The 14,772-nt window shown below is 69.7% G+C and carries 12 protein-coding genes and 1 pseudogene; 9 read left to right on the forward strand and 4 right to left on the reverse strand.

Annotated features, from left to right (window positions below):
* Positions 1 to 130: 130 nt before the first annotated feature.
* A complete protein-coding gene (locus Msi02_RS32960) occupies positions 131 to 763 on the reverse strand; it encodes an NAD(P)-dependent oxidoreductase (RefSeq protein WP_204051798.1) in 633 nt (210 codons plus the stop codon).
* Positions 764 to 817: 54 nt separating this feature from the next.
* Here Msi02_RS32960 and Msi02_RS32965 point away from each other — a divergent pair, with 54 nt between their 5' ends.
* The gene (locus Msi02_RS32965; protein ID WP_143737302.1) at positions 818 to 1,309 is read left to right on the forward strand and encodes a MarR family winged helix-turn-helix transcriptional regulator; all 492 of its coding nucleotides are present in this window, start codon (positions 818 to 820) and stop codon (positions 1,307 to 1,309) included.
* Here Msi02_RS32965 and Msi02_RS32970 read toward each other — a convergent pair.
* On the reverse strand, positions 1,306 to 2,505 hold the full coding sequence (locus tag Msi02_RS32970; protein WP_204051799.1) for an MFS transporter: 1,200 nt from the start codon (positions 2,503 to 2,505) through the stop codon (positions 1,306 to 1,308). The two genes, Msi02_RS32965 and Msi02_RS32970, sit on opposite strands and share 4 nt — an antisense overlap.
* A gap of 710 nt (positions 2,506 to 3,215) precedes the next feature.
* Here Msi02_RS32970 and Msi02_RS32975 point away from each other — a divergent pair.
* The 6 genes and pseudogenes from Msi02_RS32975 (at position 3,216) to Msi02_RS32995 (ending at position 12,026) form a co-directional block, all read left to right on the forward strand.
* Complete coding sequence (locus Msi02_RS32975; RefSeq protein ID WP_204051800.1) at positions 3,216 to 3,908, forward strand: phosphoribosylanthranilate isomerase; 693 nt, start codon at positions 3,216 to 3,218, stop codon at positions 3,906 to 3,908.
* Positions 3,905 to 4,576 (forward strand): uracil phosphoribosyltransferase, encoded by a 672-nt coding sequence (upp, locus tag Msi02_RS32980; protein ID WP_204051801.1) that lies wholly within the window; start codon positions 3,905 to 3,907, stop codon positions 4,574 to 4,576. The genes Msi02_RS32975 and upp overlap by 4 nt, the downstream gene beginning before the upstream one ends.
* A gap of 266 nt (positions 4,577 to 4,842) precedes the next feature.
* Positions 4,843 to 6,150, forward strand: a pseudogene (locus tag Msi02_RS44830) (non-ribosomal peptide synthetase); the annotation flags it as partial.
* A 1,380-nt stretch (positions 6,151 to 7,530) separates the two neighbouring features.
* Positions 7,531 to 8,952, forward strand: coding sequence for a thioesterase domain-containing protein (locus Msi02_RS44835; RefSeq protein ID WP_444543494.1), 1,422 nt, complete (start codon positions 7,531 to 7,533; stop codon positions 8,950 to 8,952).
* A 9-nt stretch (positions 8,953 to 8,961) separates the two neighbouring features.
* The gene (locus Msi02_RS32990; RefSeq protein WP_204051803.1) at positions 8,962 to 9,903 is read left to right on the forward strand and encodes a pseudouridine-5'-phosphate glycosidase; all 942 of its coding nucleotides are present in this window, start codon (positions 8,962 to 8,964) and stop codon (positions 9,901 to 9,903) included.
* Positions 9,904 to 10,109: 206 nt separating this feature from the next.
* Positions 10,110 to 12,026 (forward strand): pectate lyase-like domain-containing protein, encoded by a 1,917-nt coding sequence (locus Msi02_RS32995; protein ID WP_239108943.1) that lies wholly within the window; start codon positions 10,110 to 10,112, stop codon positions 12,024 to 12,026.
* Between the two features lie 54 nt (positions 12,027 to 12,080).
* On the opposite strand, the gene Msi02_RS33000 is transcribed toward Msi02_RS32995, so the two are convergent.
* Together Msi02_RS33000 and Msi02_RS33005 are read right to left on the reverse strand one after the other, a co-directional pair.
* Entirely contained in the window at positions 12,081 to 12,509 is a 429-nt protein-coding gene (locus Msi02_RS33000; protein WP_204051804.1) for an SRPBCC family protein, read from the reverse strand.
* A gap of 97 nt (positions 12,510 to 12,606) precedes the next feature.
* On the reverse strand, positions 12,607 to 13,242 hold the full coding sequence (locus tag Msi02_RS33005; protein ID WP_204051805.1) for a class F sortase: 636 nt from the start codon (positions 13,240 to 13,242) through the stop codon (positions 12,607 to 12,609).
* Positions 13,243 to 13,382: 140 nt separating this feature from the next.
* On the opposite strand from Msi02_RS33005, the gene Msi02_RS33010 reads away from it, so the two are divergent.
* The gene (locus Msi02_RS33010; protein ID WP_204051806.1) at positions 13,383 to 14,591 is read left to right on the forward strand and encodes a glycosyltransferase family 2 protein; all 1,209 of its coding nucleotides are present in this window, start codon (positions 13,383 to 13,385) and stop codon (positions 14,589 to 14,591) included.
* Between the two features lie 2 nt (positions 14,592 to 14,593).
* Positions 14,594 to 14,758, forward strand: a complete 165-nt coding sequence (locus Msi02_RS33015) for a hypothetical protein (protein ID WP_179155170.1) — start codon at positions 14,594 to 14,596, stop codon at positions 14,756 to 14,758.
* Positions 14,759 to 14,772: the final 14 nt, after the last annotated feature.

A 14,772-nucleotide genomic window follows, 5' to 3' on the forward strand; every position in this document is an offset into this window, starting at 1 on the left:
GGCTCCCGCCGGTGCCGTTCCGCCAGCCCCGAGAACGTCGGCTCGCCGACCTCGCTCAGACCGCTCACACCCAGCTCCTCCAGCCAGCACGACGCGCGGTGCGCCCGGCCGAGCCGTGGTCTGCCTGAGGTCAGTACGCGACGGTGAAACGGGTCCGGTGGTGGCGCGGTTGTTCGGCCTCGTCCAGCAACGCCACCGCGAGGTCCTCGATCGAGATCCGGGATTCGCCGTCGGCGTCGACCACCAGCTCGTCGCCGCCCACCCGGTACAGGCCGGTCCGCTCACCGGGGACGAGCAGGTCGGGTGGGCTCAGGTAGGCCCAGTCCACGACGGTGTTCGCCCGGCAGGCCGCCAGTTGCCCGACGCACGCCGCCGCGATCGGCAGCAGGAAGGACGGATAGCCCGGCCGGTCCATCAGGCGGCCGCCGCCCTCGACGGTGAGGCTGCCCGCGCCGCCGACCAGCAGCAGGCGTACGCCGGTCTTGGCGCACGCCGTGAGCAGCGTGGTGGCGACCGTGACCAGTTGGCTCTCGTCACCGGGCGCCGGGCAGGTCGCGGTGATCACCAGGTCCTGCCCGGTGGTCAGCGCGACGACGTCGTCCACGTCGGTCGCGTCGCCGACGCGGACGCGCGCCTCGCCGGGCAGTCCGGCGAGCCGCACCGGATTGCGGGCCACGCCGGTCACCTCGTGTCCGCGGGACACGGCCTCGGCGACGACGCGTCTGCCCACGTTCCCGGTCGCCCCGAACACTGTGATGCGCATGCCTCTGCTTCTTCCTCTCGATTTCGGGGGTGCCGCGGGCGGTAACCTTGCGGTGTGCCCGATCATGTGGACCACGTCCTGCGGCAGTGGGCCGACGCCCGCCCTGACCTGGACGTGTCCCCGATGGCGGTCTTCGGCCGGCTGTCGAGGCTGACGCAGCTCGTCAACAACGAGCTGCGCCGCACCTTCGCCGAGCACGACCTGGACCCCTCGTCGTTCGACGTCCTGGCCACCCTCCGCCGCGGCGGCCGGCAGGCCCCGGCGGAGCTGATGCGCTCGGCCATGATCACTTCAGGGGCGGTCACCCAGCGCCTCGACCGGCTGGAGGCGCGGGGCCTGGTGACGCGGACGCCCAGTGACGTCGACGGCCGTGGTGTCCACGTCGATCTGACCGACGCCGGTCGCGAGCTCATCGACCGGGCGCTGCCGGACCACGTGGACACCGAACGGCGCCTGCTCGCCGGGCTCACCCCCGCCCAGCGGGAGAACCTGGCCGAGACCCTCAGGCAACTGCTGCTGTCACTGGGCGACGAGCGGGCGTCCTAGACCCGCTCGACCCGCCTGGTGCCGGACACCACCAGCGACGTCAGGACCACGAGTCCCGCCGCGACCCACAGCACGCCGGTCACGGCGACCGCCCCGACGATGAGGCTGGCGAACAGCGCTCCCAGCGCGATCGCCAGGTTGAACATGCAGGTGTTCAGCCCGGTGGCGGCCTCGACGCCCTGCGGCGCCGCCTTGATGATCCAGGTCTGCACGCTCACCGGCAGGCCGCCGAACGCGAACCCCCATGCGATCAACAGGATCGACCCGGTGACCGCGTTGCCGCCGAGGAACGGGAACGCCGCCAGGATGACCGCGAGCGCGACGCTGACCGCGACGATCGTGGCGCGGACGTTGCGGCCCGCCCACGAGCCGGCGATGAGGTTGCCGGCCATCCCGGCCACGCCGTACGCCAGCAGCAGCGGGCCGACGAACGCCGCGCCGACCCCGGAGACGTCCTGCAGGATCGGGCTGACGAACGTGAAGGCGCCGTAGTGCCCGGACACCAGCAGGAAGGTGGCGAGGACGCCGACCCGGACGGCGGGCGTGCGCAGTTGCTCGCCCAGCGTGCGCAGCCGTACGGGCTCGGACGCCGGCATCTTCGGCAGCAGCACGGCCAGCGCGATCACCAGCAGGAGCGCGACCGCGGCGACCACGCCGAACGCGACGCGCCAGCCGGTGAGCTCGCCGACGAGCGTGCCCGCGGGGACACCGAGGACGTTGGCGGCCATGGCGCCGAAGAAGATCAACGAAGTGGCCTTCGCGACGTGTGTCTCGGGGACGAGCCGGACGCCGAGGCCCCCGGCGAGCGCCCAGAACCCGCCGATGCTGACGCCCACGAACAGCCGGGCCACCATCAGCACGGCGTACGACGGGGTCACCGCGGACACGACGTTGGCCACCAGCGCCAGCAGGATCAGGCCGAGCAGGACCACCCGCCGGTCCAGCCCGCGGATCGCCACGGGCAGCAGCGGTGCGGTGACGGCGGCGACCAGGCCGGACACGGTCACCATCAGGCCGACTTCGCCGTCGGAGACGTGCAGGCCGCCGCCGATGGCCGTGAGCAGGCCCATGGGCAGGTTCTCGACGGTCACCACCAGGAAGGTCCCCAGTGAGACGGCGATCACCGCGAGCCAGTTCTTGAGGGGGACGCGATCCGGTTTGCCGGTCCCGGCGGAGACGGACTCGATGACTGTCATCTGGTTCCTCCTGTGCGCGTGGGCCCGGTCGGGCAGGCGAGAACTGACGTCGTACGTCGGTCGGGTCGTGCTCTGGTGCCGATCGGCCCCGGCGGCCGCGGACGAGCGGCAGGCGAAGTCGCTTAGTACTAAGAGAGATTACCTTAGTGCTAAGCGATTGGCCAGACGGGAGGCCGGCCGGGTTCGAGACGCGCGGGCCGGTGGCGGCACCCGGGCGGCGTGAGCGGGCGCGAGACGGCGCCCCGGGGGGCCGGGCACCGCACCGGCGAATCGTCCGGGGAAAGCGATTGCTCGTGGTGCATTCTCGCCACCGCCGTTTCTCGCGCGTGCTCGTCGGGGCACTTGGAAACGGAGGCTATTTCCGCGTTTCCCGGCGGGTCAACGAGAGCCGCGCACGACTCGGGACGGGCCGTTTCCCGATAGGGGTCATGTGGGGTTGCCGGCCGTCTCTTCCGTGCTCGCGCCGGGGGCACCCGAAAAGTCCAAAGGTGCCCTGGATCGTCCTGACATGCTGTGGGGCCGCTAGGGGTTGTGGGAAAAGCCCGCCGACGCGAATTCTGAATAGGCCTCGCAGGCCCGGAGTATTCGCGCCGCTGCGAATTCCCTCTCTAATGGCCGTCCTGTCGCGGGCTGTTCAATGCCATGTTCATGGCCGTTTGCAATTCGTTTCCGACCGAGGCCGCTCAGGCCGGTTCGAAAGGCGGGTCAACATGCAGGGACTGATTCAGGTGGCCGGTGTCATCGACCAGGCCGAGGCGGACCTGATCCGCGAGGAAGGCGCGGACTGGCTCGGCTTCGCCTTGCGGCTGCCGGCGAAGAACGAGGACCTGTCCGAGGAGGACGCCGCGGCGATCGTCAAGGAGATCCAGCCGGAGCACAGGGGCGTCATCATCACCTACCTGACCGACGCCGAGGAGATCAAGGAATTCTGCGAGCAGCTGGGCGTCACCGCGATCCAGCTGCACGGCGACGTGACGGCCGAGGAACTGCGGAAGCTGCGGCGGATCGCCCCCGACCTGTACGTGCTCAAGAGCCTCGTGGTCAAGCAGGACAACCTCGACGAGCTGACCGCGATCGTGGATGAGGCGGCCGAGTGGGTCGACATGTTCATCACCGACACCTTCAACCCGGCCACCGGTGCCAAGGGCGCCACCGGACTGCTGCACGACTGGTCGATCAGCGCCGAACTGGTCCGGATCTCGCCCAAGCCGCTGATGCTCGCCGGCGGGCTGAACCCGGACAACGTCGCCGCCGCGATCACCGAGGTCCGCCCGGCCGCGGTCGACGCGCACACCGGCCTGGAGGACCCGGTGACCCGCCGCAAGGACCGGCTGAAGGTGCGCAAGTTCGTCCAGGAGGCCCGCAGGGCCTTCGCCCAGCTGGAGGCGGGTGAGAAGGCATGACCATCACGACGGCGCAGGCCACCGGCACCGTACATCTGCTGCCGCAGACCAGGCAGCTGCGGGCGCTGCACACGGTCATCCGCGACCGGGACGCCGACCTGGGGCGCTTCGTCACCACGTCGGGCCGGATCATCCGCCAGCTCATCGAGACGGCCCTGGACCTCCTGCCGTTCGAGCCGTTCGACGTGCAGACCCCGGTGGGGCGCACCTACCACGGCCTGCGGCCGGCCCTGCCGATCTGCGGGGTGTCCGTCCTGCGCGCCGGGGAGAGCATGGAGTCCGAGCTGCGGGCGATGTCGCCGGGAGTGCGGATCGGCAAGATCCTCATCCAGCGCGACAAGGTGACGAAGCTGCCGCGGCTGTACTACTCCGCGCTGCCCGCGGACATCGACCGCAGGAGCGTGCTGCTGCTGGACCCGATGCTGGCCACCGGCGGGACCGCGCTGGCCGCCATCGAGGTGCTGCTCGACCACGGGGTCGCGGAGGACGACATCGTCTTCGTCACCCTGCTGTCGGCGCCGGAGGGCATCGACGCGGTCCACGCGCGTCACCCGAACCTGCGGATCGTCACCTCGGCCATCGAGGAACGGCTGAACGAGAACGCCTACATGATCCCCGGCATCGGCGACTTCGGCGACCGGTACTTCGGTACGGACATCACCCGCTGACATCCTCCCCTCCCCGAGGGGAGGGGACTCCAACCGTCGCCGGTCGGATCTTTCTGCCGCACCGGCGGCACAGCCCCCGGGACGAACCCACCCCAGGGTTTCACGTGGCCTCCACAGGCTTCACCTCCCGACGGCCCGGCGGTAGGCCCGACCGGCTTGCGGCGCAGCCCAGGCCGGTCACCCCGCGGGGGAGCGCGGGAACGGGTGGCGGCGCCGAGGGCCGCGGTTTCCCAGTAACCCTTGTCCGCCCATCGCAGGGGGAGGAAATGATCACCACTCCAGTCGCTGAAGCGAGGCGGGAATCACCCGAGGACACCTGTCTTCCCGATCTGCTCGACGCCCAGGCCCGGTCGCGCCCGGACGCCACGGCGGTCGTCTGCGGAGAGCGGCGGCTGACCTTCCGCGAACTCGCGGAGGGCGGCGCGGCCCTCGGCCGGCACCTGCGGGAGCTCGGCGTGGACCTCGACGAATGTGTGGGGCTCTTCGTCGAGCCGTCGATCGACCTGATGGTCGGCGTGTGGGGAATCCTTCGGGCCGGCGGTGCCTACCTGCCGCTGTCCCCCGAATACCCGGAAGAGCGCCTGCGCTACATGATCGAGGACGCCGGCGTGCGGGTCGTCGTCACGCAGGACGAGCTCGTGGGCAGGCTGACCGAGCTGGCGCCCGCCGGGACGCGGATCGTCACCCTGAAGGACGCGGAACGGTTCGCGGGTTCGCCCGGAGGCGACCGGCACCCCGATGACCACCTCGATCGCCACCCGGGCCTGCGTCCCGGCAACCTCGCGTACGTCATCTACACCTCCGGCAGCACCGGCAAGCCGAAGGGCGTGATGATCGAGCACCGCAGCATCGTCAGCCAGATGCGGTGGCTGCGGGCCGCCTACGGGATCGGCCAGGACAAGGTCATCGTGCAGAAGACGCCGATGAGCTTCGACGCGGCGCAGTGGGAGATCCTCGCGCCGGTCTGCGGCTCCGTGGTCGTCGTCGGCCCGCCCGGGGTCTACCGGGACGCCGAGCGGCTGGTCGAGGTCATCAGGACGCACGACGTCACCACGCTGCAGTGCGTTCCGACGCTGCTGACGGCGCTGCTCGACACCGAGGAACTGCAGAGCTGCACCTCGCTCACGCAGGTCTTCACCGGCGGCGAGGTCCTGTCCAAGACGCTCGCGACGAGCTTCCTCGACGCCATGCCCGGGTGCGCGCTGGTCAACCTGTACGGCCCCACCGAGTGCACGATCAACTCGTCGGCCTACACGGTGAACCCGGCGACCGTCGACGAGGGCCCGAACGCGATCTCGATCGGGGCGCCGGTCGACCACACCGACTACCACATCCTCGACCTGGCCGGGGCGCCGGTGGCCGTCGGCGAGATCGGCGAGCTGTTCATCGGAGGCGTCCAGGTCGCCCGCGGCTACCTGCACAGGCGCGAGCTGACCGCCGAGCGGTTCGTGGACAACCCGTTCGGCGAGGGCAGGCTGTTCAAGACCGGCGACCTCGCGTACTGGAACGCCGACGGCACCGTCCAGTTCGTCGGCCGCGCGGACAACCAGGTCAAGCTGCGCGGGTTCCGGGTCGAGCTGGACGAGATCAAGCTGGCCATCGAGACCCACGACTGGGTCAAGCACGCCGCGGTCATCGTCAAGAACGACCCGCGCACCGGGTTCCAGAACCTGATCGCCTGCGTGGAGCTGAATCCCAAGGAAGCGGCGCTGATGGACCAGGGCAACCACGGCGCCCACCACCAGTCCAAGGCGAGCAGGCTCCAGGTCAGGACGCAGTTGTCCAACCCCGGCGTCCGGGACGCCGCGGAGCTCGACGGCAGGCCGGTGATCGACCTGCCGGGCAAGCAGGCGACCGCGCGGCAACGCGGCCTGGCGTTCGCCCGCAAGACCTACCGGTTCTACGAGGGCGGGGAGCTCGGCCGGGGCGACATCCTGAAGCTGCTGGCCAGGAAGACCGAGGGCGCGCGTTCCCGCGGCCTCGGCACTGTCGGCCTGGAGGAGCTCGGCGAGATCCTGCGCTACTTCGGCCAGCACCTCAGCGAGGAGCGTCTGCTGCCGAAGTACGCGTACGCCTCGCCGGGGGCGTTGTACGCGACCCAGCTCTACCTGGAGATCAACGGGATCGGCGGCCTGCGGCCGGGCTTCTACTACCACCACCCCGTGCACCACCGGCTCGTGCTGATCGGGCCGGCCGCCGGGGGAGCGGAGCCGCGGGTGAGGCTGCACTTCGTCGGCAAGAAGCGGGCGATAGAGCCGGTCTACAAGAACAACATCCGCGAGGTCCTGGAGATCGAGACCGGCCACATGGTCGGTTTGTTCGAAGAGGTGCTGCCCGAGTACGGCCTGGACATCAGGGCCCTGGAGTACGCGCCGGCCACGAAGGACCACCTGGACTGCGCCGCCGAGGACTACTACCTCGGCACGTTCGAGCTGGTCCCGTACGCCGGGCCGCGCCAGGACGAGGTCGACCTCTACGTCCAGGCGCACCCCGGGAAGATCGCCGACCTGCGGGCGGGCCAGTACGCCTACGAGAACGGCCGGCTGCGGCTGATCTCCGACGAGCTCATCCTCAAGAAGCAGGTCATCGCGATCAACCAGGCGGTCTACGACCGGTCGAGCCTCGGCATCTCGGTGATCAGCAGGAACGACGAGGACTGGCTGCGCTACATCGACCTGGGACGCACGCTGCAGCACCTGTCGATGAACGACGTGAACATCGGGTTCATGTCGTCCGGATACAGCTCGAAGTCCGGCGACGACCTGCCCTCGGCGCGGCGGATCGACGGCATCCTCCGTGAGCTCGGCCGGCCCACGGGTCCGTCCTACTTCTTCATCGGTGGCCGAGTGAGCGATGAGCAGCGGCTGAGCGAGGGGATGAAGGAGGACTCGGTCCACATGAAGGGACCGGCGGAGATGATCAGGGACGACCTGATCAACTTCCTGCCGGACTACATGATCCCCAACAAGGTCGTCGTGCTGGACCGGCTCCCGTTCACGGCGAACGGGAAGATCGACGTCAAGGGGCTGGCCGAGTCCGACGCCACGAACGTGGACAACGCCGACCGGCCGTACGTCGCGCCGCGGACCACGACCGAGCGCCGGATCGCCGAGCTGTGGAAGAAGGCGATGAAGCGGGAGACCGTCTCGGTGCAGGACGACTTCTTCGCCTCCGGCGGCAACTCGCTCATCGCCGTCGGGCTGATCAACAAGATCAACCGGGAGTTCTGCGGCTCGCTGCCCCTCCAGGTGCTGTTCGAGTGCCCAACGATCGAGAAGCTCGCCCGGCGGGTCGACGGACGCGAGTCCGAGGCGTGCTCCCGGCTGGTGCCGTTGCAGCGGGAGGGCGCGGGCCGGCCCGTCTACTGCTGGCCCGGCCTCGGCGGCTACACGATGAACCTGCGCACGCTGGCCGCCAGGATGGGCGCCACCCAGCCCTTCTACGGGATCCAGGCGTACGGGATCAACCCCGAGGAGATCCCGTACGCGACCATCGGCGAGATGGCGGCCGAGGACGTCAAGGCGATCCGGCGGCTGCAGCCGTCGGGTCCGTACACGCTGTGGGGATACTCGTTCGGCGCGCGCGTCGCGTTCGAGGCCGCCTACCAGCTTGAGCAGGCCGGCGAGCGGGTGGAGCACCTGTTCCTGATCGCGCCGGGCTCGCCGAAGGTCCACCTGGCGGGCACGTCCGAGCACGAGCGCGAGGCCGGCTTCGGCAACAAGGCGTACGTGACGATCCTCTTCTCGGTCTTCGCCGGCACGATCACCGGGCCGCTGCTGGAGCGGTGCCTGGCCGAGGCCGTGGACGAGGAGAGCTTCGCCGCCTTCGTCCACCGCCACTTCCCCGACCTGGACATCGACCTCGTACGCCGGATCATGCGGGTGGTGGGGGAGACCTTCGAGTTCAGCTACACCTTCCGGGAGCTGGCCCGGCGGCGGATCGACGCGCCGATCACCATCTTCAAGGCCAGGGGCGACGACTACTCGTTCCTGGAGAACAGCAGCGGCTATTCGGCGACGGCCCCGGTCGTCGTCGACCTGGAAGCCGATCACTACGGCCTGCTCAGGGATCCGGAGATCGACGAGCTGGTCGAAGCCATCAGGGATCGTCTCGGGACCCACCGTAAGGAGATCATCATGCCGCACGTCAGCATCAAGCACTTCCCGGTCCCCCTCACCGAGCAGCAGCACTCCGACCTGGTCGCCGCGGTGACCAAGGCGATGACGAGCGCCTTCGGCTGCGAGGAGGGCTCGGTGTCGATCATCCTGGAGCCGGTCGCCAAGGAGCTGTGGGACGAGAAGGTCTACATCCCGGAGATCCTCAACCAGAAGCACAAGCTGAACAAGCTGCCGAACTACGGCCCGGCCGCGAACTGAGGGGCGACGATGACCCGGGAGCATGGGCGCGTCCCGCTGGTGTACAGCGAGGAGGTCGCGGACGCACTCGCCGAGGGCCGGCCGGTGGTGGCGCTGGAGTCGAACGTCATCACCCACGGCCTGCGTTATCCGGACAACGCCGCGACCGCGCGGAAGGTCGAGGACGCGGTCCGCGCGGGCGGCGCCGTCCCGGCCACGATCTGCGTCGAGGGCGGGCGGATCAAGGTCGGCATGACCGACGAGGACGTCGAGCGGTTCGCCTCGACGCCCGGCATCCCCAAGGTCAGCAGCCGGGACCTGCCGGTGATCCTGGCCCAGGGCGGGCTCGGCGCGCTGACCGTGGCGAGCTCGGTGGTGGCGGCCGAACTGGCCGGCATCCCGTTCTTCTCGTCGGCCGGCATCGGCGGCGTGCACCGGGGCGCGGAGAAGACGATGGACGTCTCCTCCGACCTGATCCAGTTCACCCGGTCGAAGGTGGCCGTCGTCTGCGCCGGGGCCAAGAGCATCCTCGACCTGAACCTGACGATGGAGTATCTGGAGACCCACTGCGTGCCGGTGGTGTCGTACCGGTCGGACGACTTCCCCGCGTTCTACTGCGTCTCCAGCGGCATCCGCAGCCCGCAGCGGCTGGACGACGAGCGGGTGATCGCGCGGGCGGTGGAGAACCACTGGGCGCTGGGCAACAACAGCTCGTTCCTGATCACCACGCCGGTGCGGGAGGAGGACGCGATCGACGCGTCCGAGGTGGACGCCGCCATCGCCGGTGCGATGGCCGCCGCCGAGCGGGACGGCGTCCGCGGCAACGCGATCACCAAGTATCTGATGCGCGCGGTGGACGCGGCCACCGAGGGCCGGTCGTCCAGGGCGAACATGTCCGTGCTCATCAGCACGGCCGAGGTCGGCGGCCGTCTGGCCGCGGCGCACGCCGAGTTCGTCAGGGAGAGCGCCTGATCCGAGCGCTGGACCGCCCCGGAGCCACTGCCCGCTCCGGGGCGGTTCGGCGTCTCGGAGGAGCTGGCTGCGGAAAATCAAGGGATGGCGCCGGGGCCGGTTCGCGCGGTACAAACGTCCCACGCATTTTTTTCAGGGCTTGATACAAGGCGGGCTCGCGAGAGAGCGCTCTCTCGGCTGCGTACGCAGCGGAAAGGACGAACCGTATGACGACCCAGACTCCTGACACTGGGAGTCCCACCAGGCGGCGCTCCGGCCGCCGGCTGATCGGCCGGGCGTTCACGTTCGGTCTCGTGCTCACGACCGCCGTCGTGACGGCGGGAACGACGGCCGCCACCGCCGCCGCACCGGCCCCGGCCTCCGCGAACCACGGGAATCACGGAGGAGCCCCCGACCTCGGGCCCAACGTCACCGTCTTCGACCCGAGCATGCCGGTCGACCAGATCCAGGCGACCCTGGACGCGGCGCACTCGGCGCAGGTCGACAACGAGATGGGCACCGAGCGCCACGCCTACCTCTTCAAGCCCGGCACGTACGGCACCGCCGAGCACCCGCTCCAGATCAAGGTCGGCTACTACACCGAGATCGCCGGCCTGGGCGCCTCGCCCACCGACGTCGTCATCAACGGCAAGGTCGAGGTCTACAACCGCTGCCTGGAGAACAACGGCACCGGCAACTGCCTCGCGCTCGTCAACTTCTGGCGCACGCTGTCGAACCTGTCGATCAACATCAACGCGGCGGGCCAGGACGGCTGCCGCCAGTCGGCGAACTTCTGGGCCGTCTCGCAGGCGGTCTCCATGCGCCGCCTCAACGTCAGCGGCGGCACCCTGTCGCTGATGGACTACTGCACCGCAGGCCCGCAGTACGCCAGCGGCGGCTTCATCGCCGACTCCCGGCTGCCGTCCGTCACGAACGGTTCGCAGCAGCAGTGGCTGACCCGCAACACCGAGGTCGCCGGGTGGTCCAACGCCGTGTGGAACCAGGTCTTCTCGGGCGTCGTCGGCGCGCCGGACGAGTCCGGCTTCCCGAACCCGCCCTACACCACGCTGGAGAACACCCCCGTCAGCCGGGAGAAGCCCTACCTGTACGCCGACGCGCAGGGCGGGCTCAACGTCCGCGTGCCCGCCGCCAGGAAGAACACGCGCGGCGTCTCGTGGGCGAACGGCATGACGCCGGGCCGCACGCTGCCGCTGTCGGACTTCTACGTCGCGAAGCCGTCCGACTCGGTGCAGGCCATCAACAGCCAGCTCGCGCGCGGCAAGAACCTGCTGCTCACACCCGGCGTGTACGACATCGCGCGGAGCATCGAGGTCAAGCGCCCGGACACCGTTGTCCTCGGGCTCGGGCACGCCACCCTCACCGCCGTACGCGGCGCGGTCCCGCTCGACGTCGCCGACGTCCCCGGCGTGGTCGTCGCGGGAGTCACCGTCGACGCGGGCCTCCAGAAGTCCCCCGCCCTGCTGCGGGTGGGCGGCAGGCACGGCGGCCACCGGACCTCGGCGGACAACCCGACGACGCTGTCCGACGTGTACTTCCGGGTCGGCGGGCCGCACGTCGGCAAGACCGAGACCGCGCTCGAGGTCGACAGCGACAACGTGCTCATCGACCACACCTGGGTGTGGCGCGCCGACCACGGCGTCGAAGGCTTCACCGACACGCAGCGCTGGAACACCAACATCGGCCGCTACGGCGCCGTCATCAACGGCGACCACGTGACGGCGACCGGCCTGTTCGTCGAGCACTTCCAGCGCTACAACACGGTCTGGAACGGCGAGGACGGCACGACGATCCTCTACCAGAACGAGCTGCCGTACGACCCGCCCACGCAGGCCGACTGGATGAACGGCTCCGTGGAGGGCTATGCCGGCTACAAGGTCGGCGACCGCGTGAAGCGGCACAACCTCTACGGCGCGGGTGTCTACGTCTTCAACCAGAACAACCCGCAGATCCACACCGAGAACGGCTTCGAGGTCCCGCAGACCCCGGGCGTGAGGCTGCACCACATCATGACGGTCAACCTCAGCGCCGGGACGATCGACCACGTCGTCAACGGCGTCGGCGACGCGGCCGACACGACCAAGGTCGGCGCGCCGCAGTACGTCACGGACTACCCGGCCCGGTAGTCACCCCACGTGGGCCGGGGTCCCCGGACTCCGGCCCGCCGTCGGCAGAACCGCTCACACATCCTCGCCGGACTCGCAGCGCCGTTTGAGGCTCTCCGCCTCCGTGCGTACGTACCTGCGGGTCCGGCCGCCGACCAGCAGGCTCATCAGCGGCGCCAGCGGTCCGGACTGGTCGATCCCGAGCAGGACCGACACCCCGCCCTCCCGGGGCGCGAGCACGTGCGTCCCGATCGTGGTGACGCCCCCGCCGGTCGCCTGCCAGGCGAAGGACCTGCCGTCGGTGAACTCGTTGACCTGCCAGACCATCGGGGGAAGCCCCGGCTGCTTGATCCTGAACCGGCCGCCGAGGCTGAGCGGGCCGTCGCCGAGGGGCTCGACCGTGGTCATCGTGGGGGTGAACTCGGGCCATCTGACGACGTCCGTCATGACCCGCCAGACCCGATCCGCGGAGGCGTCGATGTCGACGCCGGTCTCGAACCGCATGCCCGCGCTCCCTTTTCGTCTCCGACCCGGATGGCCCGGCGGCTCATGGCGAAGCCGCGGACGCCCTCACGATGATGCAGCCGTCCCGTACGGTTGATCAACGGGCCTGCGGGTGGCGTACGGCGACCAGGTGGGCGTAGACGATGACGTTGTCGCGGTAGTGGCCGCCGGCGGTGTCGAAGGCTCCGCCGCAGGTGATGAGGCGCAGGCCGGGGGACTTCACCATCCCGTAGACCTTGCGGGTGGGGAAGCGGTCCTTCGGCACGCTCTCCAGGGAGTCCACCTCGAAGACCACCTGGGTGTGGTCCTTCCTGGAGATCCGCACCGTGTCGCCCGGCCGCAGGTCCCCGAGCCGGAAGAAGACGCCGGGGCCCTTCTTCGAGTCGACGTGACCGGCGATGACCGCGGGACCGGGTGAGCCGGGCGACGGGCCGAGGCGGTACCACCCGGCCTCGTCGACCCTGTCGAGGGGCGGGACCTCCAGCGTCCCGTCCGGATTCTTGCCGAGCGTCATCAGCGTGGTCCGCACCCCGATCTTCGGAATCTCCAGCATGACCGGCGGTGACGACGACAGGGCGCGGGCGGTGGCCTTCGGATGCGCCTGGGGAGTGGAGGCACTGACGGGAGGCGCGGGCGGCGCCGCTTGACGGGCGCCGGAGCACCCGGAGGCGACCGCGACGGCGACGGCGACCGCGGACAGGTTCAGTAGGACGGCGACAGCCGACCTGCCCATTCCATCACCGTTCCCGTACTGAAATCTTCTAGAGCATCCTATGTCGCTTTGATGTCAACCGGTCACTTCCATCACGCGTGTAACCTCTTGGAAGTAGTCACCACAATGCGGCGGTTTGCTGGGAGCTGGACGGGTTTCAAGTGGTTCAGTCGGAAACTCTGCCCAGGCCGCTGGAGACCGGGCGCGGCGGACACGCCGTCACGCCGGTCCACCCGGGCAACCCCGCGGGGGCCGGTACGGGCCGTCACCGGGCCGCGAAGGGCGCCGACGGCAAGCGGGACCTCCCGGAGGTCGACCCCTCGCGTATGCACGTCATCGTGCTGGTCCCCGCGCACAACGAAGAGGACCAGATCGCCGAGACGATGATGTCGCTGCACGGCCAGCGGCGCAGGCCCAACCGCGTCATCGTGATCGCGGACAATTGCACCGACAGGACCGCGGACATCGCACGCGCGCACGGCGCCGAGGTGATCAGGACGGTCGGGAACCGCCACAAGAAGGCGGGCGCGCTCAACCAGGTGCTCGAAGTCCTGCTGCCCCAGCTGGGGTCCCGGCACGCCGTGCTGGTCATGGACGCGGACTCGGCACTCGATCCCGGTTTCATCCACCACGCCGTCCTCCGGCTGGCCACCGGCGAACTGGCCGCGGTGGGAGGCACCTTCACCGGCAAGCCGGGCGGCGGCATGGTGGGCATGTTCCAGCGCAACGAGTACGCGCGCTACGCCCGGGACGTGCGGCGGCTGCACGGAAAGGCGCTGGTGCTCACCGGGACGGCGACGCTCTTTCGCGCGCTCGCGCTCAAGGAGGTCGTGAGGGCCCGCCGCAGCGGCCGGCTCCCCGGCCGCGACCAGGTGTACGACGTGCGCGTCCTGACCGAGGACAATGAGCTCACCCTGGCGCTGCTGCACCTGAGGTTCCGCATCCTGTGTCCCGCGGAGTGCACGCTCACCACCGAGGTCATGGAGACCTGGAAGGACCTGTTCAAGCAGCGGCTGCGGTGGAAGCGGGGAGCGCTGGAGAACCTCACCGACTACGGCTGGACGCGGGTCACGTTGCCCTACTGGGGCCGTCAGCTCCTGTCGCTGATCGGGATCATTGTGATCTTCGCGTACCTGGGCGCCACGGCCTGGTCGATCGCGGTCACGGGCACGCTCACCTTCCATCCGCTCTGGGTGGCGGTCACCGGCGTCTTCATGGTCGAGCGGATCGTGACCGTACGGAGCAGGGGCGGCAGGCAGATGGCCGTCGCCGCCCTGCTGTTCGTCGAAATGATCTTCGATGTCTTCCTGCAGATCGCACAGGCGAAAGCCTTCTGGGACGCCGTGTGGCGTCGGGAAAGGAAATGGTGAACATGTACAACAACCCACCCATCGGGGGCGTCGCGGCGGGCTTCGGCGGTGCGGCGCTGACCGCCCCGTTCGTGGGCTGGAACGCGCTCTGGATCGCTCTGGGCCTGTTCACGCTGGTCTCGGCCGCGGTGGCGGTCAAGCGGATCATCCCGAAGCGGGAGTCCTGACCGTCGGCGGGATG

The organism is Microbispora siamensis, assembly GCF_016863095.1.
Classification (GTDB): Bacteria; Actinomycetota; Actinomycetes; order Streptosporangiales; family Streptosporangiaceae; genus Microbispora; species Microbispora siamensis.